The following is a 21447-nucleotide window of genomic DNA, read 5'->3' as shown; positions in this document are numbered from 1 at the left end:
TTATCGCTTCAATATTTTGTTGAAGTCATAATATTCAGGATTGTCTACGAAAGCTTTGGCTGCTTCGTAGTCCTTTTCGGTAATATAGTGCATTCCGTGATCCAAAACCGCTTGTGTGTTGGCTGCATGAAGATTCACCAAACGGGCTTTTACGCGACCGTTTTCATCTTCTACATCCTTGAGGAATAATGGTTTTACATCGCCGTTATGATCTACGGAAACCATGCATCGTGAATCGCCATTGCTGAACAATTGGTATACTCCGAAGCCCAAAAGGGTACAGTAAGTCAGGTCGTAACCAATAGGCTTGGCACAGCGCACCTCGAAGCCCAATTCTACGGGACGCATTTTGTTCGGCAAATTCAATTCTTTCACGCGCTTTTGTACCAGATTGGCAAAAACGTGTGATTTTGAAATGGCATGAAGCTCTGGGTGGCCGTGGTCGTCCTGAGGGAAATCGATGCCTGAATTATTGATCTCGTCTTCGCTCATGAAATGAAATACGCCTTCAGAAATGATCGAAGCACCATATTTCAAGCCCAACAGCTTACGTTTCAGGATGGAAGAAATGTTCAGGCGGATAATATTCTCAAAAGTTACAGGCACATTTTCGAACATTTCAGGGATGATGATCATCGGATAGTGACAGGCCGAGCCGATACCGATAGTCAGGTGGCCAGCTTCGCGTCCCATAGCCGAAAGGATAAACCAGTTTTGGCTTGTTCGTGCATCTTCCAAAACGGTGTTGGCAATCAGTACCCCTTCATTTTTCGCTGAGTTGTATCCGAAAGTAGGGATTCCCTCAGGTAGCGGAAGGTCGTTGTCAATCGTTTTTGGAACGTGAATGTTTTGGACCGTCACGTTATTTTCTTCGAGGTATTTACTGATGCGGTTGGCCGTCGAAGCGGTATCGTCACCACCAATAGTTACCAGTAGTTTGATGTTGTTCTCTTTGAAAAAGGAAACATTAAGTTTGGTCAAGTCAGGTTTGAATCGACTCATGCGTAGTGCTGAACCTCCTCGGGTGTAGATGTCATCAGCGAATTCATAATCGATTTCGTCGATCCTTGTTTCGGTGCTGAAAAGGCCCTTGTAGCCTTCATGCAAACCGATTACCCGGTAGCCATTGTTCAGGAAAACTTTTGCTACGGAACTAATCACGGTGTTAATTCCGGGTGCAGGTCCGCCACCACACAAAATTGCAATTGCGTCTTTCATATTTGTTTTTACTTTCAACATTGGCAATATATGCCTGAACACAAATTTAGTGCAATTGTTATTAAAGCAAAAGAAGGCTTCCGATATCGAAAGCCTTCTTGATTATTTAGTCGAATTGTACCCTTTTTTCAATTATTTTTTCAACCATTGGTCGAGCCACTTGAAATATTCTGTGTGCCAGATCATCCCATTTTGTGGATTCAACACCCAGTGTCCTTCTTCAGGGAAGTAAAGGAAACGGGCAGGAATTCCCTTTAACTTTGCCGCTTGGAACGCCTGCATTCCCTGACCTTCCGGTACACGGAAATCATGCCCGCCATGAATGACCATCATTGGCGTATCCCAGTTCTGAACATAGTTTGAAGGGTTGAATTCGGTATAGGCTTTTGGAGGGTTTTTCTCCCAGTAAGCACCACCCAAATCCCAGTTGGCAAAGAACAATTCTTCCGTGGTGCCATACCATGACTTCATGTCGAACAAACCACAATGTGAGATGAAAGCCGAGAAACGACCTTCGTGAATACCTGCCAACATATAGACAGAGTAACCACCATAGGATGCGCCCACACAACCCAAACGGTCGTTGTCTACATATGGCTCTGCGGCTACCGCATCAATCGCCGAAAGGTAATCTTTCATGGGCTGCCCGCCCCAGTCTTTAGAAATATCCTCGTTCCACTTTGTTCCGAAAGAAGGTAATCCACGACGGTTAGGAGCGACAACGATATAACCTTGAGCGGCCATTAATTGGAAATTCCAACGGAAAGAGAAAAACTGAGAAACGGCCGATTGTGGTCCACCTTGACAGTAAAGCAATGCAGGGTACTTTTTATTCGGATCGAAGTTCGGCGGATAAACTACCCATACCAATTCTTCTTTGCCGTCCGTCGTAGCGACCATGCGCTTTTCTACTTTACCCATTTTCAGGTTATCGAAAATGTCTTTGTTTACATCGGTCAAAGGTTTTTCTGTTCCGTTTTTGATGTCTACCGTGAACAACTCAGGCGCTTCCGACATCGACATTCTTGAGCCGATCAGCGTCTTGCTGTTCAATTGCGCTACCGAACGGTAATCGTGAACACCTTCAGTGATCATGCGAATATTCTTTACATCAGAATCCGCTACATTCTTCGCTAACTTATAATCCCACAACTGAATCGTTGCCTGATGTCCGGCTACGAAATAGATGTTGCGGTCTTTTTCTCCCCAAATAAAAGTAGAAACCGTTTCGTCCCAGTCTTTGGTGATATTGGTTTTAGTTTTCGATTTGAAATCATATACTATAATATCATTTTTGTCTGACTCATAACCATCACGGGCCATGCTGAACCAAGCCAATTTCTGACCATCATTCGAGAAAGTAGGGTGGGTGTCATAACCCATCATGCCTTCAGTGAAGTTGCTTGTTGCTCCCGTTGCCAATTCGTAAACATACAAATCAGTGTTGGTCGAAACCGCATAATCTTTACCTTCTTTCTTTTTGGTTACATAAACCACTTTGCTGCCGTCAGGGCTGAAAGTGTAATCTTCCGAACCACCAAATGGCTCCGTTGGGCAATCGAAAGGCTCATTGCCCATGATGTCCTTGGCATTGGTCAATTTGTCGTCTTTCAAATCAGCAACAAACACGTGGTTGAAATCCGCATCCGACCAATGATCCCAGTGGCGGTACATCAAATCGTCAATCACTACCGCATTGGCTTTGTCATATTGAGGGTAAAGGTCCGCTGTGGTTTTCTTCAATTTTACAGCAGTGGAATAGGCTACTTTGTCGCCCGTTGGAGCATAGTTGAAAGTAGAAATGCCACCTTTGACATCCGAGATTTGCTTCAAGCCTGATCCATCGGGCTTGATCTCATGCAACTGACCGCCCATCAAGAAGGCGATGCGCTGACCGTCGGGTGTCCAGGTCATGGAGTTTGGGCTGCCGGCCAGATTGATTTTGGTGTCTTTACCGGTTTTGGTGTCTTTGATGAACAGCTCATTCTTGCCGCTGTTCTTTTCCAAATCATAGTGAACAACACCATAGATCATCGAAGTTCCGTCCGGAGAAACAATGCCACCATTGACACGGCCCAAGTCCCATAGTAATTCCGGGGTAAGCACGTCCTGTGCGATTGTCATTGAAGCCATGAACAGTGCCATGACCAATAAAAGTCCTTTTTTAAGCATTAGAAAAAAGTATTAAGGTTGTGATAATGACTGTAAAAATACGGCTTTATTTGATGAAAATCGAAGGTTTGATGAAATAATGCAATCTTATTGCGAGACGAAGGAGTAGGGGTATTTAGAAATTGACTTATTGGAATTTACTTGCTTTTTCACAGGCTTATAATTGACCAAGGATTATTTACTCAGATCAAAAATACTCACTAAGATCCACGTCTTCATCATCAATAATGTCCTCCATAAAATCATCAGGAAGGTAGTGGGTCAAAAAGGTTGATTATAGTAAATTTATAACATCGACGCCGTACTTTGGTTTACTTGTCATGAGACATTATACCGAAATTACTTGTAAACATTGTCAAAGCAATGATATTGTGAAAAATGGACACCGTTCTAATGGAGACCAAAGGTGGAGATGTAAAAGTTGCAGGAAAAGTTTTCAGGTTACTTATCGTTCAAATGCCTACGTACCAGGCATTGAAGATAAAATTGATGAAATGACGCTTAATGCTTCTGGCGTACGAGATATTGCAAGAGTGCTCAAAATAAGTAAGTATAAAGTTATGAGTCATCTGAAAAAAAAATGTTCGTAAAATAAACCCTTACATATTAGATAAGTTAGAGCAAGATGCTCTGAATGAATTGGAAGTAGAAATAGGCTATTCAACCGAATGGGACGAGTTTTGGAGTTATGTAGGGAATAAAGCCAATCAACGTTGGACTTGGTATTTGATTGAGAAAAAGTCGGGAATAATCATTGCTTGGGAAAATGGAAGGCGCAAAGATTCAGTTCTAAAAGAGCTATTACTCAAGGTCACTAAATTCCCCATCAAGATATGTTATACCGATGACTGGGGAGCCTATCAAAGGCTTTTCCCAAAAGAGTATGTGCACCTAATTGGTAAGGATGAAACCTGGAGAATAGAACGGAAGAATCTCAACTTCAGGCAACATATTAAACGTTTGGCTCGCAGAACTATATGCTTTTCAAAGAGGGAAGATATTCATGACAAGGTGATTAGTATGTATATTGAGCGGTATTATTTCAAACATGGTAAATACTCCGCATCGGCTTAAAATAAAAAGGGTGGATCAACCGAATTGACCCACTACCATCAGGAATATCATCAATGATTTCATTTGACCCTCGGCACCCTCTGTAAAAATTATTTTTTTGATAAATGATCTCAGTAATGGTATTGATCTTTTGATTTAGCTCAAAATCATTTGTTTGGAGTTTACTGTAATTGCCCCAAGTAGCAGATCGGTGGAGGATTATGCCAATGCTCGGAACCCAAAAGTAATTTATACAGCCATCCTTACTTCCAGGGTCTTGAGCGAATTTATATACTTCACATTCAAAATTGCTTGTTCTCAATATTTTTTTGGCTACAAAGTAAAGAGAATCTGTTTTCTCTGTTTTTCCAATGTATCTATGGACCGCATTTTTACCTTCTTTTTTAGTAAACGAATACTGATTATTTGTTTTACTCTCCTTGTATTGATGCTTGAGATGATATTGCATCCCTAAATGTTCGTTTTTTAATTCAAAAAAGGATGTGTCAAGGTAAAGGATGTCAGGGATAAGATAATCATAATGGACATAGAAATAGGAGGTGGAACTCTGAGTTTGACTATCAGGTGTGGTACATCCAAGAACAAAAAGAACTATCAATAATTGGAGGTATTGCATATTTGGTATTAAAATGATGGTTAGGTTCGTTGTTTTTGGTCCTTCATGTATTTTTTGTAATTAATTCAATATAGTGATAAAACATTACTTTAAAAGGGATGTGGTAATGGTTATGGATGAGGTATTAATTCTTTTACAAGGATTTTATTTTGAATCTAAGCCTTGAGGAATGATCTTAACAAGTGATAAGGATAGCATTTCAAAAAACAGTAGACAAACCAAAACACTAAATATCTTATATGAAAGTAATCATTACAGGTTCGACAGGTATGGTCGGAAAGGGTGCATTGCTCGAATGCATCGATGATCCTCGGGTAGAGAAAATTTTATTGATCAACAGAAGTTCCATTGACATCAGAAATCCGAAGGTGGAGGAAGTGCTATTGAAAGACTTCAGCGATTTCAGTCCTATTCAATCGCAAATGCAGGGCTATGATTTGTGCATCCATTGCATGGGCGTTTCGGCAGCAGGCTTATCTGAAGAAAAATACACGCAATTGACGTTTGGCGTAACGCAGTCATTGGCTTCGACCTTACACGAAATCAATCCCGATATGGTCTTTTATTATGTTTCGGGGCAGGGGACAGACAGCACTGAAAATGGCAAAGTAATGTGGGCACGGGTGAAGGGGAGGGCCGAAAACAGGGTTTTTCAAATCGGCTTTAAGGATGCCTATGCGTTCCGTCCTAGTATGATTATCCCCGAGCGGGGCATCAAATCAAGAACGGGCTGGTACAATGCGATTTACTTTGTGATGCGTCCATTTTTTCCATTGATGAAAAAATCCAAAGCGGTAACGACTACCCAAAGAATAGGGCAGGCGATGATCACTTTGTATTTCAATCCTCGAACCAATAAATACCTTTCGGGGGAAGATATTAATGCCTTTGCGGGAAATGATTAGTATGGATACAAAAAAGCCCTAAGATCACACTTAGGGCTATATTTTTGATTTTATCTTCCTTTAGATTCCATTCAGATAGAATGACATCCCGACAATAAACCTTCGGGTTTCCTGCTTGGTGAATGCATCCCTGACGAAGGAATCTGTGGAGGTTAATACGTTCTGCTCGATGGTATTGAAGACATCCCGCACATTGAAATAGACTTTGGCCTGACCATCGTAGAATTTTCGTTCTGCATTAAAGTCCATACTTCCGTAACCCAAAACCTGTGCATTGTTGGTGAGTTTAGTGGAGGTATATCTTCCGGTGATTGAAATACGGTAGTCTTTCAAGAATTTATACTCCATGTTCCCCTTGATATAAAAGTAAGTTTGTGCCTTGTCCAGCGTACCTTCACGTTCGGGCATGTATTCGTAAGTGTAAGAGGCGTCAGAGCTTAATTTTAAATTGCTCAACAGGTCTTTCTGGAAATACACATTAAGTCCGGTAGTGCTGATCCCTTCAATATTTCGGAATGAGTTATAAACCGTATCTTCTTTCGACCATTGGTAGCGGGCAACAGAGTTCAATACCTTTCTTCCAAATAGCCCTGTTTTCAGCGTATAATCTTTACCCACCTTCAGGTATTCCAGCTCAAGGTAATGGTTCTGTGAATTTTTCAGGTCTGGGTTACCCATCGTGATCCACAGTGGGTTGGAGTCATCAATGAAAGGGTTCAGTTGACTTGCGCTTGGCGGATGAACGTTGTTGCGGTACGACAGCATGATGTTTTCGCTTGCGTCTTCGTTGAGGTCGTAAGTGAATTTCACGCTGCTGTTCAAGTTACTGAACGGGTTGGTGAAATCATCATATTGCTGACTGTTGCTGTTCCATTGGTGGATATCCGTTTGCCCAAGTTTGTAGCGCGCACCGGCATTGAACCCAAAGCGGTTGTGTTTTGCCGAAAAGCTGAGAAACATATCATTGGACTGGGTGAGGGTTTGAGCATCCTGTCGGCGATCCGGATTATCAAGCCAAATACCATCATTAATCTGGGTTTGGTAGGAGGCTGTCTGGCGGTTCAGTCGATAGTCAAAGAAATATCCTCCAACAATTTTCATGTCCTCACCAAGTGGTTGCGTGAATTTTGTTTGAATACGGTGTCTGTTGGAAAGACTTGAGCGATCACCTTCGTCCCTTGTAACTTCATCGGTTGCATCCGTGAAATCCGTGATTCTCGAGTACTGACCAGGTTTAGACAGGTTTTGGTTGAAAGAGAAAAAATAGCGCAGGGATAATTTTTGTCCCGAATCCCACTTTTTGCGGTATTTATTTTCATAATGTGCCTGCCTCGAAAAACTGGTCGTTTCGCTGGTACGGATATTTTTTGAAGTCTGAAAGGTCGAGTCTATCGAATAAATATCACCGTCATTATCGTTGCTCGAGTGGTTATCGGAAAGCGAAAGCCTCAGCGTTCCGCTCAACTCACTCTTATCTTTAAATTTATAGGCATACCATGTTCCGTAATTTCCATAATGGAAACCGCTGTTGTTATTATAGGTTTGCTCCAAATAGCGTTGTCCATGATTGAGTTGATCGTATGACCCATGAGACCGTTTTTCCCGCTGGGAGTAATAAATCCATGGGTTGATCGTCAGGTTTTCTTTACGGATCGAACCACCTGTATAACCACGTAAGTTACCGAGGTTACCTGCTCCTAAACCACCGCGGAAGCTGTTACCGATTTTGGCATTTTCCTTTAGAATGATATTGATCACTGGGCCTGAAGAGGCAAATTCCACCGGCGGGTTGGTCATCAGTTCCATTCGGGCGATCGATTGTTTTGGGATTTCCTGTAAGGGATTTTCCATTCCGGATTCTTCACCGTTGACCAGATAAGTCACTTGAAGCCCCCTGATCGTTGCGTTGCCATCAAAGTCCACTTCCACACCGGGCATGTTGCCTACAATTTCCTCCATATCATCGGTACCTTGCTGGTCCATCGTGAAAGTCATTGCGCCAGGGGTCGTTGTTCCCGTTGCTTTTTCTCCGGTGATTACCACACTTTCGAGCAGTTGCACCTGGCTTTTGAGCAGGATGGTCCCCATGTCGGTGGATTCATCGAACTGAATGGATTTTTTGTAGGGGTCGTAGCCCATCGACTGAATACTGACGAAGTAGTTGCCAGCTTTTGGCAGTTCAATGGCAAAGTGGCCGTCCATATCCGAATAGCCAGATTTTACAGGCTGCGGCTCGTTTTCGGATAAATAAATAGCCACTGTGGCAAAGGGAACTTCTTCTTTTTTTTCAGCTTCTAATATTTGGCCCTTAACCGTGATTTTTGGGTCATTCGCCTTTGAAATTAACGGGAGTAGCAGCACTCCGAAAAACACAAATAGTTTAAAAAGCTTTGGGCTTTGATTCATAATAAAACAATTAATACGGTGATTATTTGGGAATTCCGCAAATATCACTCCAAAACAGGGAAAATGTAGACTTATCAGTAAGTGGGAATTATATGATAGTAAAATTATCGATTGTTTTAGCTTATGACAACTTTTAGCGCAAAAAAACAGCCCAATAATTAGATAAATTGGGCTGTTTAAGTACTTGTAAATCAGTGGTATTAAAAACAAATTAAATACACTACTTAATCCAATTGTATTTTAATCCTGACTGTATTTGTTCCAACGACAAGTCTGCTTTTGCTGTTCCCATGGCATAAGGCGCAACCTCATAAGCATTGTAAAAAAATCGGATGCCATCGTCAGTCAGCAGGAAATTTTCTGAAAGCTGAAATTGCCCATCTTTGAAGGTGTAACCCAATTGCTGTAATGATGATGAATCTTTGATATTTCGGTCTTCGCGGAATGCTTTCTCAGCCAGCTCGGTCAGTTTATTCATAAATTCTTCTTTAAAGACCTCCTTGAGGGTTAGTTTTTTTCCAGTGGCAGGAATGAAGTTGGCGTACGTAACGCTGTAATTGCCATGTGCGCCGCCAGTAAACTCACTGCTGGTTTTTGTAAACGCCCACACCTTTTCTGAGCGGTAGGTGAGTTCAACATCGTTTTGCAGGTACCAGCCTCCAGGCATCTCAGGAAATTCCTTTTTGGTTTGCAGGTATTCGCTCAGGAGTTCGTTCATCTGCATCTGAAAATCGGCCGTGCTCTGTACAGAGTCCTGAGCGAACATGCTCAATACCGATGCATTGAATCGTTTCTCTACTTTGTTGGGCTGCACATAAAGCGGGATTTTTACTGAAAAGGAAGCGGGTGTAATGCTGTCAGTGCTTTCAGCCTTAATGTGCTCCACCGCTTTGAAGGTTTCATAATTGGTCTTGCCAAGCGTTTCAGCAGTGGTGGTGTTCGTGGATTGCTCTTGCTTTTTGTCGTCGGAACAACTGAAGAGCGTCGCAATACTGAGTAGAAGTAGGAGTGTTTTTTTCATATTATGGAATAAATTAACGTTACCGCTTAATTTTTGAAAATGGATTGAATAGCCTTAGCTTTCAGCATGCATTCCGCATATTCTGCTTCGGCGTCGGAATCAATCGTAATTGCACCACCTACCCAATAGTTGGCCTGGTGGTTTTCAGTGTTATAAAACAGGGTTCTGATCACTACATTGAAATCAAAATCGCCTTCGGGTGTAATATAGCCAATAGTTCCCGCATAAAGTTCCCGCCTTCCATTTTCGTAACGATCAGCATGATTCATCACGGAAATTTTTGGGGCTCCAGTCATAGAACCCATCGGAAAGGCCTTTTCAATAATGTCACTCCAATGTGTACCTTCACGTTGCTCGGCCGTAATGGTGGAAATCAGTTGGTGAACCTGCGGAAAGGAATAAACCTTGAACAGCTCGGGCACTTTGACCGATCCGTAGGTGGCCGTTTGTGCCAGATCATTCCTGACCAGATCAACAATCATCATGTTCTCTGCAATCTCTTTGTCAGAATTAACCAAATACGCTTTTTGCTGAGCATCTTTTTTGGGGTCGGTTCTGCGTCGGCTGGTGCCTTTTATAGGCTGAGAGATCACCTTTCGACCTTCCTTTTTGATGAACCGTTCAGGGGAGGCGCCAATGGCATACTGCTCTTTGAGTCGGTAAAAGGCCGAAAAGGGCATGGGCGACATGGCATTCAGTGCCTGATAGGTTTGCAGTGGGTCGATCGACACCCCTTCGGCAGTAAATTCCTGGCAGAAATTGATTTCATAGAAATCTCCCTGACGGATATGCTCCTTCAGGCTGTTGATCGTTTGCAGATAGGCGGATTTGGTGGTTTGCGCCTGAAAAACCACAGGATTCAGGGGGCGTGTTGCGGGTAAATTCGTGGACAGAATTTCCGCTTTTATCTTGCTTGAATCTGAATAAGTTTCTAATCTTACATGATGAGCCTCGAAAAAGAATAAGCTTTCGGGCACAAAGAAATGCAGGTTTGGAAAGGCGGTTTTTGCAGGGTGTCTGCTTTGCAAATCTTCCAGTTCATTTTTCAGATCGTAATTCAGGTGCCCAAAAAGCCAGTCCTGATGTTGCTCATGGAATTTTCGGATTTGCTCAAAAGGCCTGGATTGCCCATCGGTGTTGGCGGGCACTTCTATGTGCGCGCGTCTGCCTACGGCAAAAATTTTTTCGAAGGAGGAAAAGTCAGCCTTCAGGCGGTAGTCGTTCGGGTTCAGCAGCAGGAAATGTTGCTGTTGCTGTGCCCATTGCAAAATCTGAGATTCTGAAACTTCTGTATAAGGAAGGATTAGCGTGTTTCTTTTCAAAAGGAGTGCGTATTTTTTTACAAAAATAATAAAGCTATGGCACTTGTAAAGACCATTCGAGGAAATGTAACCCCAAAATTCGGTGAAAATGTATTTTTAGCTGATAACGCTACGGTAATTGGGGAAGTTACCCTCGGCGATAATTGCACGATTTGGTTCAATACTGTTTTGCGTGCAGATGTAAACTACATAAAGGTGGGGGATAATACCAATATTCAGGATTTGGCCTGTGTGCATGGGTCCTATCAAACCCACCCAACCAATATTGGTAGCAATGTAACGATTGGGCATCAGGCGATGATCCACGGTTGTACCATTGAAGATAACTGCCTGATCGGTATGGGAGCCACACTGCTTGATGGCGTGGTGGTGAAAGAGGGCGCTATGGTGGCTGCGGGTGCGGTAGTGCTTGAAAATACGGTGGTGGAATCGGGGACAATTTATGCGGGCGTTCCTGCGAAAAAGGTCAAAGAGATTGGTGATCGCAAGGAGATGATTGGCCGAATAGGAGAGAGTTATTATAAAAAATATGCCACTTGGTATAAAGAGGAAGATGAAAAGTAAAACCGTTCAGGAGCAGGCGTGGATCGATCAGACGGCAGCCTTTGTGAAATCCAAATTTGAAGGCGAAGGCACTGGCCATGATTGGTGGCATATTTATAGGGTGTGGAAGAATGCGCAAAACATCCTTGACAAGAAGAGTAATATGGATGCTTTTGTGGTGGAGATGGGTGCGCTCCTGCATGATATTGCCGACTTCAAATTTCACGATGGTGATGAATCCGTAGGGCCGAAGGAAGCCCGCAAGTACCTGCATGGACTTGGGGTGGAGCCTGCCCGTGCCGAAGCGATTGTTCATATTGTGGAACATGTCTCCTATAAAGGGGCCAAGGTCGCCAATAAGATGAAGTCGGAAGAAGGTTTTGTGGTTCAGGATGCCGATCGGCTCGATGCGATTGGAGCCATTGGTGTGGCGCGTACTTTTGCCTATGGGGGAAGTGTGGGCAGCCCGATGCATGACCCTTCGGCAACGGCGGAACTCCATGAAGATTTTGAAGCCTATAAAAACAGCCGCAGTTCCACGGTGAATCACTTTTATGAAAAGTTACTTTTACTTAAGGATATGATGAATACACCCGAGGCAAAGGCGATCGCTGAGGGCAGGCATGCGTATATGGAGCAATTTTTGCAAACTTTCTATAATGAGTGGGAAGGTAAGCAATAAGGATTTGTTTACCTTTGCAGGAGTTTAATAACAAGAATTGATTCATGAAGAAGTTGAATGTTTTAGCCGTCCTGATGTTGTTTGCTGTAGGGCAGGTATTTGCATGGGGGCAGAATGGTCACCGTACGGTTGCAGAGGTGGCAAGTCACCATATCAGTAAAAAAACACAAAAGGCGATTATCGCTATTTTGGGTGATGAAAATATGGCGATGGCCGCTACATGGCCAGATGAGATCAAGTCTGATCACGCTTATGATTCCTGTAAAGTTTACCATTATGTAAACATGAAATCGGATGAAACCTATGCGCAGTCGGAAAAAAATCCGCATGGGGATGCCATCACGGCACTTCAGATGATGAGCAAAATTGTAAAAGACAAAACGCAGCCTTTGGTACGTCGTCAGGAAGCTTTGCGCTACATTATCCATATCATCGGGGATATTCATCAGCCAATGCACGTAGGGCACAAGGAAGATCTTGGAGGTAATTTGGTGAAGGTAAAATGGTTCGGGCATAAGTCGAACTTGCACCGTGTTTGGGATTCAGACATGATCGATAACACACAGCTGAGCTATACGGAATTGTCGAGACACGTTGGAGTTCCTACCAAGGCAGAGATTAAAAACTGGCAATCAAGCTCGGTAGAGCAATGGGTAGCGGAATCTCATCAGGTAGCAACTAAATTGTATGATACCGTTGGCGATGGCAATTTCAGCTACCGCTACATGTTCGATCACCGTGAAACGCTTTACAACCAACTTGAAAAAGGTGGGGTTCGTTTGGCAGGTTACCTGAATGCGCTATTTGGTTAAAATGTTCAATTTTCCAATATTTATTAAATCCTGTGATGCTCGGTATCACAGGATTTTTTTTGTTGCTGATATATTGCATTTCAATGACAGGGTGGTGGTGGACGGCCTGCCGATCTGCTAATATTTATATTTGGTGCGATTTATATTTTTAAAATTAGCACTTCAGCCCTTGAGGGCTTAAATTTGAAACGGATACCTTTTTTCAGTATGCAATTTTTGGCGGACACCCAATGGATTTTCCAGCGGCAAGTTTGCCTACCAATATCAACTTTTATGATCAAGTCTTCAAAAATGATGGCCTTCTTCAAGGCTAACAATTTCATGGTGCTGTGCGTGATGCTTTGCCTGTTGCTTATCTCTTTGGGTTTTCCCGAGCGGAATCGGACCCTTTTCAAATTGCTATTTCCAGTAGGGTTGGTGCTGGTTTCAGGGGCTTCAGCGATTTCAATTTCTACGGGCCGTCGGCAATATATTTATGCTTATGTGCTGGCAGGAACAGCAGGATTGATGCAGCTGCTGAGCATATTTTTCAACCCCATCTGGTTTATGGACCTGTTTCTGGTGATTACCGTGGTGTTTTATGGCTATATCCTTTGGCGTATTCTGCATCATTTATTACATACTGTGGAGGTGAACCAGAACACTTTTTATGCCGCCATTTCAGGCTATCTTTTAATCGGCATTTGTTCGGCGCTTTTGGTAATTGCCCTGGTGGAAACCACCGAAAATGCCTATACCAATTTAGCGATGGGTGACTTGCGATCTGCTTTTTATTATTCCTTCATGACCCTGACGACCATTGGCTATGGCGACATTTCCCCTGTTCACCCGATGGGGCGGGTGCTGGCAATGTTTGTCGGGATGCTTGGGCAGTTTTACCTCGCCGTTGTAATGGCTATCCTGATCAGTAAATATACTGCCAACATATCAGTGCCCACGGAGAAAAAGCATTTCGGCAAGAAAGAGTAGTGCTGCAATCTTCCATTTTCGTCTTGAATTTTATTCGCAGACCGCGATTTGTACTGCATTTGTACGGTTTGATTTTACAGCGTTTCAATATTTAGTTATTACTGAGGGAATAAAAAAAAGCCTGCGGATGATTTCCACAGGCTTTAATTTTTTAGGCGTTCAATTTTTATTTGATCTCCATATCGAATTCCATGCGTGCCTGAGGCCCTTTAGCTTGCTTCAATCGGTTGATTGTTGAGGCGTATTCCATGAAAGGACCAAAATTGAATTTGGCAATTTTCACTTCCGCTTCTTCGTTCATCTCTTCTATAAACTGAGTGAAAGGGTCTTTGATTTCTGGGCGATTGGATACTTTATAGTCATCTTCAATGTCGGCTTTTTTCGCTGCAAGACTAATGGCCGTATGAAGGTCTCCCATCACATCCACCAAGCCAAGTTGTTGCGCTTTTTCGCCTGTCCAAACACGTCCGCCTGCAATTTTCAGCAATTGTTCAATCGGCATGTGTCTGCCTTCCGCCGCTTTGCTGGTGAAGGTTTCATAGCCACGGTTAACCCCCGACTGAATAATATGGCGCTCGTAGTCGGTCATTTTTCGGGTGTTGTTGCCCAGGTCAGAGAAGGCCCCTGTTTTCACCACATCGTGGGTTACGCCAAGTTTGTGATTCAATAGCTCATCAAGGTTCATCAGTACTGCAAAAATTCCAATAGATCCCGTAATGGTGTTAGGCTCTGCAACAATGGTGTCAGCGGCCATCGAAATATAATACCCGCCAGAAGCTGCATAATTCCCCATCGAGGCGATCACAGGTTTTACGGCTTTGGTCAGTTTAACTTCTCTCCAGATCATATCAGAAGCCAAAGCACTTCCTCCAGGGCTGTTTACACGCAATACGACGGCCTTTACTTTATCGTCTTTTCTGGCTTTGGCCAATTCTTCCATGATGGTGGTACTGCCGATGGTCCCCGGCTTGCTTTTACCTGTCATGATACCGCCATCGGCATAAATAACCGCAATTTTATTGTCGCTGGTATTTACCGGAGCGTCGAAAGTATTCAAATACGCATTCAGACCGATGCAGTGCAATTTATCATCCTCCTCAAGTCCCGATGCTTTTTTCAGCAAATCAACCACCTGATCTTCATAATATAGCTGATCTACAAGGTGGTATTTCAGGGCGTCTTTTGGACCACGAACAAGCAGGCTGTCGGAAATATGTTTTACTTCCTTTTCTGAAAGGTGGCGATCCTGACTGATTTCGGCAATCAGGTGTTTGTTCAGCCCATTGAGCATTTCAGTGTATTGCAATCTGTTCTCTTTACTCATGTCCTTTCTGAAGTAAGGCTCCACCGCACTTTTGAAATCTCCCACACGGAAAATTTCTGGCTTGATGCCCAATTTGTCGAAAAGACCTTTATAGAAAGTAATGTTGGCAGAAAGCCCCTTCAGTTCCAGTTCCCCCGCAGGGTTCAGGAAAACGGAATCCGCAGCAGAGGCCACAAAGTACGAAAGCTGAGAATAATAAGGAGAATAGGCATAAACGGGTTTATCCGTGGTGTTCTTAAAATGGGCAATCATGCGTCGTAACTCAAGCGCCGAGGCAGGGCCAGCCATAATCTGTGGTGCTTCCAGGTAAACGGCAGTGATATTGTCATCTTCTGCTGCATGGTTAAGCGCCTGCTCAATTTTGTTGATCCCAATCGAAGATTCTTTGCCAAGAAGTTTTCCCAGGCCATAGCTTGGGTCTTCGTCGGCACGGTCCACAATAGGGCCATCAAGCTTTATGCGAAGGACGGAAGCCTCCTTGAGGGGCTGCTTGGTGTTGCCTGAGGATCCTACGGCCCCCAAAATACCAATCAGCAGCAATACTGAAATCAAGGAAAAGATTCCCAAGCCAATGATTACGGCCAGAACATTTTTAAGAAATTTCATATTTTAAAATTAGGTTGTTTTTTCAGTTCATAAATAGGATAGAAATATAATAAAATATCTAATTTTGAGCTGTTCAATTTATATGTTAGGGTAATATTCGAGGATGAGAGGAGTATATCTGTTATTAGGGAGTAACCTGCAGGATCGTGAGGGCTTGCTGAAGCAGGCCGTGGAGGAGATCGAAATCTCCGTGGGGAAGGTGTTGAAAGCCTCTTCGGTGTATGAAAGTGAAGCATGGGGCGTAACGGACCAGCCGGCGTTTCTGAATCAGGTGCTTGAGGTGGAAACAGCACTGGAGGCCTATCCGCTACTGATGGCCATTCAGCAGATTGAAATAAAGCTCGGCAGGGTGCGCCACGAACGCTGGGGCGAACGGACGATGGACATTGATATTCTGTTCTTCGGGGAGGAAGTGTTGCAAAGCCAGCGGTTGACCGTCCCGCATCCAGAACTCCATAACCGCAGATTTACCTTGCTGCCGCTGATTGAGGTAGTGAAAAACAAACAGCACCCTACTTTGGGTTACACCCTTGAGCACTTGCTGGAGCAGTGTCCCGATAAATTGAAAGCATGGGTTTATAAGCCAGAAATGAAGTAACATGATACAGTTTGATAGCAATTTTAAAGCCTGGGCAAGCGATATTCTTTCGCAGGAACGAATGGTGGGCTTTGTGATTTTTGATAAGGCATTTGAGCTTGTGCACATGAATGAAAAAGCCCTGGAGATGTTTTCGCTGGATGCCGAACAACTCCCTGGCAGGCATGTCAACAGTCTGTATGAAGAAGAATACCACAGCGAGCATTTCAATGCCATAAGGCGGGTGCAGCGGTTTGCGCCTTCGGCGGATCGGTTGGTGGCCGACGAGCTGATGATGCAGGCGGTCAAACGGAATGGTTATGTGTTTCCTGTGGAGGTTTGGCTCTCGATCAGGCTGATCGATGGTGAGCCTTATTTTGCGGAACTGATCTTGGATAAGTCCCAGGAAGCGATTTTGGAAAAAGGCTTTACGGAAAATACCAATAAGCTGAATGCGATCATTAATAGTGCTGCAGATGGGATTGTTACCCTTGATGCCCAGGGGAATATTGAAACGGTAAACCCGACGGCAGCCAACATTTTCGGGTATCGTCAGCGGGAACTTTATGGCAAAAATTTTCAGGAGTTGGTGCATCCTGACGATGGCCTTGATGAAGATGGGAAAGTCAATCAGATTTTCCTTTCCTACGAGTCGGGTGTCAGTATTCCGTCTTCAAGGGAAATTCTGGGACGTTCAAAAAGTGGGGAAATGCTCCATGTGAAATTGTCGGTAGGGGTGGTGCATTTGCCCGACCGAAAAATGTTTACCTGTATTCTGCACGACCTTTCAGCGATTAAAGAAGTGGAGGAGCAATTGAAAAGTTATGCTGAAGACCTTGAGCGCTCTAACAGGGATTTGGAGGAGTTTGCCTATGTGTCTTCCCATGATTTGCAGGAACCCTTGCGGAAAATTCGTGCCTTCGGGGATCGTCTGATGACCAAAGAGCAAAATAATTTGTCGGAAACGGGTGTTGATTACCTGAACCGCATGATGAATGCCGCCAAACGGATGCAGAAGCTGATCAACGATTTGTTGCGATTCAGCAGGGTAGGCTCTAAGAAAGCGGCCTTTCAGCCCATCGACCTTAATCATATTGTGAAGGAAGTACTGAACGATTTGGAGGTCGCCATTGAAAAAGAACAGGCCGTTGTGGAGATCGATGACTTGCCGGAAATTGAGTCCGACAGCAGCATGATGCGTCAGTTATTTCAGAACATGATTTCCAACGCCCTGAAATTCCGTTCGCCAGACCGCCCTCCAGTGATAAAAATTACCAACGAAACGGCCGAAACGGCCAATGGAAAGCAAAAGTATGTACAGCTGGCCATTATCGATAATGGGATTGGTTTCGATCAAAGATATGTGGACAAAATCTTTACCATATTCCAACGCCTTGAAGGTCAGAAGTATGAAGGTTCGGGGGTAGGCTTAGCCATTTGTAAAAAAATTGTTGAGCTTCATGGTGGTCAAATAGAAGCAAAAAGTGATTTGGGTCATGGTTCTCGCTTTGCTTTTAAATTATTGAAGAAAGGCTCGAAAACATATTAATACTGTTTTTATCAGGTCATTATGTAATTTATTATTACTTTAGTTGATGGAAGTGTGAAGCGTTAGTGATATTCATCATGGTTTTACTTTCTCTACTTTGATTTTTTAACTTAACAGTTGTTTTAATCTTTAAGAAGGAATATACTTACACATCAATCTGCCAGAATGGTGCAGCCTTATTGTACTTTTCCAATATATTGATAGTTGCTATATTTTAACTTAATTCATTAGTATGATTAAATCTTCTCTTCCAGTAATTTTGATAGCGGACGATGATGCCGAAGATCGATTGTTGGCGCAGGAAGCGCTCGAAGCAAGTGATTTTAAAGGGAAAATTTATTTCGTGGAGGACGGAGAGGAGTTAATGGATTACTTGCTGGGTAATGGCAAGTATAGCGATCGTCAGGTGTATCCAGTGCCTTCTTTGGTACTGTTGGATTTGAACATGCCCAAAAAAGACGGCAGAGAAGCCCTTAGGGAAATCAAAGCATTGAATGAATACCATAGTTTGCCTGTTGTGGTGCTCACGACCTCTTCCAATGATGAGGATATTGTTCGCTCCTATGATTTAGGGGTTAACTCATTTTTGAACAAGCCTGTCCGCTTTGTCGATTTTGTCGCACTGATGAACTCGCTATGCACTTATTGGTTTGGCTTCAATAAATACCCTATCGCCCCTCAAATGCGGTAGCGTTTTTGGCGACGCCAATTTTTAAAAGATTTTGCCCTAATATGGATGAATTAGTAAGAATCCTTCTTATCGATGACGATGAGGAGGATTTCATAATTACACGGGATATTATTTCTGAAATCCCGAACAGAAATTACACGATCGACTGGATTTCCAATTTCAGTGAGGGGCTGCAGGCCATTCGCCACCACGATCATGAGGTTTACCTGATCGATTATCGCTTGGGTGCTTTTACAGGTATTGAACTGATTCAGGAAGCGAAACAAAGTGGCACAAGGGCGCCGATGATTTTGCTTACAGGTCAGCTGGATCAAAATGTCGATGATCAGGCCGTGATGGTTGGCGCCGCAGATTATGTCTATAAAGGCGGGCTGAATTCCTATATTCTCGACCGATCAATTCGTTATTCCTTGCGCCATATGCAAAACCTCAATCAGATTCGGGTTTTGAATGAAGAGCTGGAGCAAAGGGTGGAGGATCGTACACGGGAGCTGGCTGTGGCCGTAAAAAAACTCAAACGCTCCAACGATTCCCTCGAAAAACAAATAGAGGTGCGCCGATCTACGGAAAAAGCATTACGGCAATCCCAGCGCCTATACAAAGCCATTTCCCGAAATTTCCCGAAAGGGATCATCTCAGTGCTCGACAGCGATTTCTGTTTCGTCTTTGCTGATGGGCAGGAGCTGGATCAGTTGCAGGTAGCCTCCAAGCAAATGGTGGGGCGCCATTATACGGAATTTCTGAAACCTGAAGAAAAGGTGAACTGGGAAGCGGAGTTTACCAAGGTGTTCCGTGGCGACACGGTGTCTTTTGAGGTAACGATCGGCAAAACGTCCTATCACGTGAATGGCGTGCCTTTGTTTAATAGCCTCGGCTATGTAAAGCAAATTTTGCTGGTGCACCAGAATATTACCGAGGCCAAAAAAGCCGAGGAGGAAATCCGCCGTGCCCTGGCCAAGGAAATTGAACTCAATGAGCTCAAGACCCGATTTGTAACCACCGCTTCGCATGAATTCCGCACCCCACTGAGTACCATCCTTTCTTCAGCTTCGCTGATTGGCCGCTATACGGAAAGCAGTCAGCAGGAGCGTCGGGATAAGCACGTGCAGCGGATCAAATCGTCGGTCAATAACCTGACGGGAATACTGAATGATTTCCTTTCGATTTCAAAACTGGAGGAAGGGAAAATCAAGCACACCCCCGAACCAATGCAGGTGGATGATAAAGCACAGCAAATTATCGATGAGATTCAGGTATTGTTGCGGAAAGGGCAGAAAATTGAATATGCATTTACGGGCGATTCCCAGGCCTATATTACGATGGATATTCAGATTTTCAAGAATATTTTGCTCAACCTGCTTTCCAATGCCATCAAGTATTCTGGCGAAGGGAAACTGATTTTCCTTAATGTCGACCTTACGGATGATCAACTGGCCATTACCATCAAAGATCAGGGGATGGGGATTTCAGCAAGTGAACAGGTGCATATCTTTGAACGGTTCTTCCGTGCCAATAATGCTCAAAATATTCAGGGAACGGGCCTCGGGCTTAACATTGTCAAGAAGTATGTCGATATGCTCAATGGGGCCATCCGTTTTGAGAGTGAAGAGGGGATAGGGACGACCTTTTTTATAAATATTCCATTGTAATGAATTTGCATGTAGATTCATGCGAAAAAAATAGTTAATTTGCAGTGGCACTTTATTCGGTGCTTACACAATGCGCTTGTATTGTCATTGCAATTAATCAAACTAATTGAATGAAAAAGATTCTTCTGATAGAGGATAACCCAGATATGCGGGAAAATACCGCCGAAATTCTGGAGTTAGCCAATTACCAAGTACTCACTGCTGAAAATGGTAAAGTAGGTGTTGAGAAAGCAACCAAGGACCTTCCTGACCTGATCATCTGTGATGTCATGATGCCTGAACTCGATGGGTACGGCGTACTTTATCTTTTAGGGAAAAACCCGAACACGGCGAGCATTCCTTTTATTTTCCTGACCGCCAAGGCGGAAAGGGGCGATTTCAGAAAAGGGATGGAAATGGGTGCTGATGATTACCTGACCAAGCCTTTTGATGATATGGAGTTGTTGAACGCTGTGGAATCAAGACTGAAGAAAAATGACTTGTTCAAAAAAGACTTCTCTCAGGATTTGGGTGGTTTGGATGATTTCTTCAGTGCTGCCGAAAGTGGTGACCTGGCTTCCTTGTCAAAAGACCGTAAAGTAAAAACCTACAAGCGTAAAGAGATCATCTATCATGAGGAAGCGATTCCAAACGGTTTGTTCTTTATCTCTAAAGGGAAGGTGAAAACCTACAAAACCAATGAGGACGCCAAGGAATACATTACAGGGCTTTTCAAAGCAGGTGATTTTATTGGTTATATGGCTTTGCTGGAGATGACCAACTACACTGAGTCGGCGATGGCGCTGGAAGATTCTGAAATTTGTTTCATTCCTAAGGAAGATTTCTTTGCCCTGCTTACAAGCAAAAGGGATGTTGCCCATAAGTTCATCAAAATCCTTTCGAACAACCTCAAGGAATCGGAAGAGCGTTTGTTAAATTTGGCTTACAACTCGGTTCGTCAGCGGGTGGCAGAAGCGTTAATTATGCTTGAAGGACGTTATAACGAAAGTGAAAATTCTTCGGAATTCACCATGTCCATCACTCGTGAAGATTTGGCCAATATCGTAGGGACGTCCACCGAATCGGTGATCCGTACTTTGGCAGACTTTAAGGAAGAAGGCCTGATTCAGATTCGGGGAAGAAATATTAAAGTCGTAGAACTTGGTCGCCTGCAGTCGATCAAGAATGGTTTTTATTAAAACCTTCCACATGACTTTAAGAACACCCAAAAATACAGTTAATGATGTTTTTGGGTGTTTTTTTATGGTTAATCGTGAAATTGTGCCCAATATCTTTTGATTTTAAAAGAATAAACTCAATTTTCAACGTTAT

General features: G+C 43.4%; 18 protein-coding genes. 12 read left to right on the top strand and 6 right to left on the bottom strand.

Annotated elements, in window-relative coordinates:
- Both AABK40_RS07710 and dpp5 read right to left on the bottom strand, forming a co-directional pair.
- Positions 1 to 1218, bottom strand: coding sequence for a 6-phosphofructokinase (locus AABK40_RS07710; RefSeq protein WP_332919239.1), 1218 nt, complete (start codon positions 1216 to 1218; stop codon positions 1 to 3).
- 132 nt (positions 1219 to 1350) lie between these two features.
- Entirely contained in the window at positions 1351 to 3390 is a 2040-nt protein-coding gene (gene dpp5, locus AABK40_RS07705; protein ID WP_338396667.1) for a dipeptidyl-peptidase Dpp5, read from the bottom strand.
- A 320-nt stretch (positions 3391 to 3710) separates the two neighbouring features.
- Here dpp5 and AABK40_RS23835 point away from each other — a divergent pair, with 320 nt between their 5' ends.
- From AABK40_RS23835 to AABK40_RS07695, 3 genes are all read left to right on the top strand, one after another.
- Positions 3711 to 3980, top strand: coding sequence for an IS1/IS1595 family N-terminal zinc-binding domain-containing protein (locus tag AABK40_RS23835; RefSeq protein WP_421953285.1), 270 nt, complete (start codon positions 3711 to 3713; stop codon positions 3978 to 3980).
- Positions 3981 to 4029: 49 nt separating this feature from the next.
- On the top strand, positions 4030 to 4464 hold the full coding sequence (locus tag AABK40_RS07700; protein WP_338396666.1) for an IS1 family transposase: 435 nt from the start codon (positions 4030 to 4032) through the stop codon (positions 4462 to 4464).
- An 855-nt stretch (positions 4465 to 5319) separates the two neighbouring features.
- Positions 5320 to 5985: a Rossmann-fold NAD(P)-binding domain-containing protein gene (locus AABK40_RS07695; protein ID WP_338396665.1), complete on the top strand. Its 666-nt coding sequence runs from the start codon at positions 5320 to 5322 to the stop codon at positions 5983 to 5985.
- A gap of 60 nt (positions 5986 to 6045) precedes the next feature.
- Here AABK40_RS07695 and AABK40_RS07690 read toward each other — a convergent pair whose 3' ends face one another.
- The 3 genes from AABK40_RS07690 to AABK40_RS07680 all read right to left on the bottom strand — a co-directional run bounded on the left by AABK40_RS07690 (position 6046) and on the right by AABK40_RS07680 (position 10734).
- Complete coding sequence (locus tag AABK40_RS07690; protein ID WP_338396664.1) at positions 6046 to 8391, bottom strand: outer membrane beta-barrel family protein; 2346 nt, start codon at positions 8389 to 8391, stop codon at positions 6046 to 6048.
- 220 nt (positions 8392 to 8611) lie between these two features.
- On the bottom strand, positions 8612 to 9412 hold the full coding sequence (locus tag AABK40_RS07685; protein ID WP_338396663.1) for a DUF3298 and DUF4163 domain-containing protein: 801 nt from the start codon (positions 9410 to 9412) through the stop codon (positions 8612 to 8614).
- 26 nt (positions 9413 to 9438) lie between these two features.
- On the bottom strand, positions 9439 to 10734 hold the full coding sequence (locus tag AABK40_RS07680) for an anthranilate synthase component I family protein (protein ID WP_338396662.1): 1296 nt from the start codon (positions 10732 to 10734) through the stop codon (positions 9439 to 9441).
- A gap of 36 nt (positions 10735 to 10770) precedes the next feature.
- On the opposite strand from AABK40_RS07680, the gene AABK40_RS07675 reads away from it, so the two are divergent.
- From AABK40_RS07675 to AABK40_RS07660, 4 genes are all read left to right on the top strand, one after another.
- Positions 10771 to 11298 (top strand): gamma carbonic anhydrase family protein, encoded by a 528-nt coding sequence (locus AABK40_RS07675; protein WP_332919244.1) that lies wholly within the window; start codon positions 10771 to 10773, stop codon positions 11296 to 11298.
- Entirely contained in the window at positions 11288 to 11959 is a 672-nt protein-coding gene (locus tag AABK40_RS07670) for an HD domain-containing protein (RefSeq protein WP_338396661.1), read from the top strand. Before AABK40_RS07675 ends, AABK40_RS07670 begins: the two co-directional genes overlap by 11 nt.
- 44 nt (positions 11960 to 12003) lie before the next feature.
- Positions 12004 to 12771, top strand: coding sequence for a S1/P1 nuclease (locus tag AABK40_RS07665; protein ID WP_332919246.1), 768 nt, complete (start codon positions 12004 to 12006; stop codon positions 12769 to 12771).
- 273 nt (positions 12772 to 13044) lie between these two features.
- Positions 13045 to 13740, top strand: coding sequence for a potassium channel family protein (locus AABK40_RS07660; RefSeq protein ID WP_338396660.1), 696 nt, complete (start codon positions 13045 to 13047; stop codon positions 13738 to 13740).
- 166 nt (positions 13741 to 13906) lie between these two features.
- Here AABK40_RS07660 and sppA read toward each other — a convergent pair whose 3' ends face one another.
- Positions 13907 to 15670, bottom strand: coding sequence for a signal peptide peptidase SppA (gene sppA / locus AABK40_RS07655; RefSeq protein WP_332919248.1), 1764 nt, complete (start codon positions 15668 to 15670; stop codon positions 13907 to 13909).
- Positions 15671 to 15773: 103 nt separating this feature from the next.
- Here sppA and folK point away from each other — a divergent pair, with 103 nt between their 5' ends.
- The 5 genes from folK to AABK40_RS07630 all read left to right on the top strand — a co-directional run bounded on the left by folK (position 15774) and on the right by AABK40_RS07630 (position 21314).
- Positions 15774 to 16268, top strand: coding sequence for a 2-amino-4-hydroxy-6-hydroxymethyldihydropteridine diphosphokinase (folK, locus tag AABK40_RS07650; protein ID WP_332919249.1), 495 nt, complete (start codon positions 15774 to 15776; stop codon positions 16266 to 16268).
- A gap of 1 nt (position 16269) precedes the next feature.
- Complete coding sequence (locus tag AABK40_RS07645; protein WP_338396659.1) at positions 16270 to 17796, top strand: sensor histidine kinase; 1527 nt, start codon at positions 16270 to 16272, stop codon at positions 17794 to 17796.
- A gap of 232 nt (positions 17797 to 18028) precedes the next feature.
- Positions 18029 to 18487 carry a response regulator gene (locus tag AABK40_RS07640; RefSeq protein ID WP_332919251.1) on the top strand — a complete coding sequence of 153 codons (459 nt, stop codon included), beginning with the start codon at positions 18029 to 18031 and terminating at the stop codon, positions 18485 to 18487.
- A gap of 41 nt (positions 18488 to 18528) precedes the next feature.
- Positions 18529 to 20136: a hybrid sensor histidine kinase/response regulator gene (locus AABK40_RS07635; RefSeq protein WP_338396658.1), complete on the top strand. Its 1608-nt coding sequence runs from the start codon at positions 18529 to 18531 to the stop codon at positions 20134 to 20136.
- A gap of 110 nt (positions 20137 to 20246) precedes the next feature.
- On the top strand, positions 20247 to 21314 hold the full coding sequence (locus AABK40_RS07630) for a response regulator (protein WP_332919253.1): 1068 nt from the start codon (positions 20247 to 20249) through the stop codon (positions 21312 to 21314).
- Positions 21315 to 21447: the final 133 nt, after the last annotated feature.

The sequence above is a fragment of the Persicobacter psychrovividus genome (assembly GCF_036492425.1).
GTDB lineage: Bacteria > Bacteroidota > Bacteroidia > Cytophagales > Cyclobacteriaceae > Persicobacter > Persicobacter psychrovividus.
This window is presented reverse-complemented; position numbering and strand designations above follow the sequence as displayed.

Coding starts and splice junctions, on each gene's coding strand:
- AABK40_RS07690 (WP_338396664.1), bottom strand. CDS start 8,391: ATGAATCAAAGCCCAAAGCTTTTTAAACTATTTGTGTTTTTCGGAGTG.
- sppA (WP_332919248.1), bottom strand. CDS start 15,670: ATGAAATTTCTTAAAAATGTTCTGGCCGTAATCATTGGCTTGGGAATC.
- AABK40_RS07710 (WP_332919239.1), bottom strand. CDS start 1,218: ATGAAAGACGCAATTGCAATTTTGTGTGGTGGCGGACCTGCACCCGGA.
- AABK40_RS07695 (WP_338396665.1), top strand. CDS start 5,320: ATGAAAGTAATCATTACAGGTTCGACAGGTATGGTCGGAAAGGGTGCA.
- AABK40_RS07630 (WP_332919253.1), top strand. CDS start 20,247: ATGAAAAAGATTCTTCTGATAGAGGATAACCCAGATATGCGGGAAAAT.
- AABK40_RS07640 (WP_332919251.1), top strand. CDS start 18,029: ATGATTAAATCTTCTCTTCCAGTAATTTTGATAGCGGACGATGATGCC.
- AABK40_RS07660 (WP_338396660.1), top strand. CDS start 13,045: ATGATCAAGTCTTCAAAAATGATGGCCTTCTTCAAGGCTAACAATTTC.
- AABK40_RS07685 (WP_338396663.1), bottom strand. CDS start 9,412: ATGAAAAAAACACTCCTACTTCTACTCAGTATTGCGACGCTCTTCAGT.
- dpp5 (WP_338396667.1), bottom strand. CDS start 3,390: ATGCTTAAAAAAGGACTTTTATTGGTCATGGCACTGTTCATGGCTTCA.
- folK (WP_332919249.1), top strand. CDS start 15,774: ATGAGAGGAGTATATCTGTTATTAGGGAGTAACCTGCAGGATCGTGAG.
- AABK40_RS07675 (WP_332919244.1), top strand. CDS start 10,771: ATGGCACTTGTAAAGACCATTCGAGGAAATGTAACCCCAAAATTCGGT.
- AABK40_RS07670 (WP_338396661.1), top strand. CDS start 11,288: ATGAAAAGTAAAACCGTTCAGGAGCAGGCGTGGATCGATCAGACGGCA.
- AABK40_RS07665 (WP_332919246.1), top strand. CDS start 12,004: ATGAAGAAGTTGAATGTTTTAGCCGTCCTGATGTTGTTTGCTGTAGGG.
- AABK40_RS07645 (WP_338396659.1), top strand. CDS start 16,270: ATGATACAGTTTGATAGCAATTTTAAAGCCTGGGCAAGCGATATTCTT.
- AABK40_RS07635 (WP_338396658.1), top strand. CDS start 18,529: ATGGATGAATTAGTAAGAATCCTTCTTATCGATGACGATGAGGAGGAT.
- AABK40_RS23835 (WP_421953285.1), top strand. CDS start 3,711: ATGAGACATTATACCGAAATTACTTGTAAACATTGTCAAAGCAATGAT.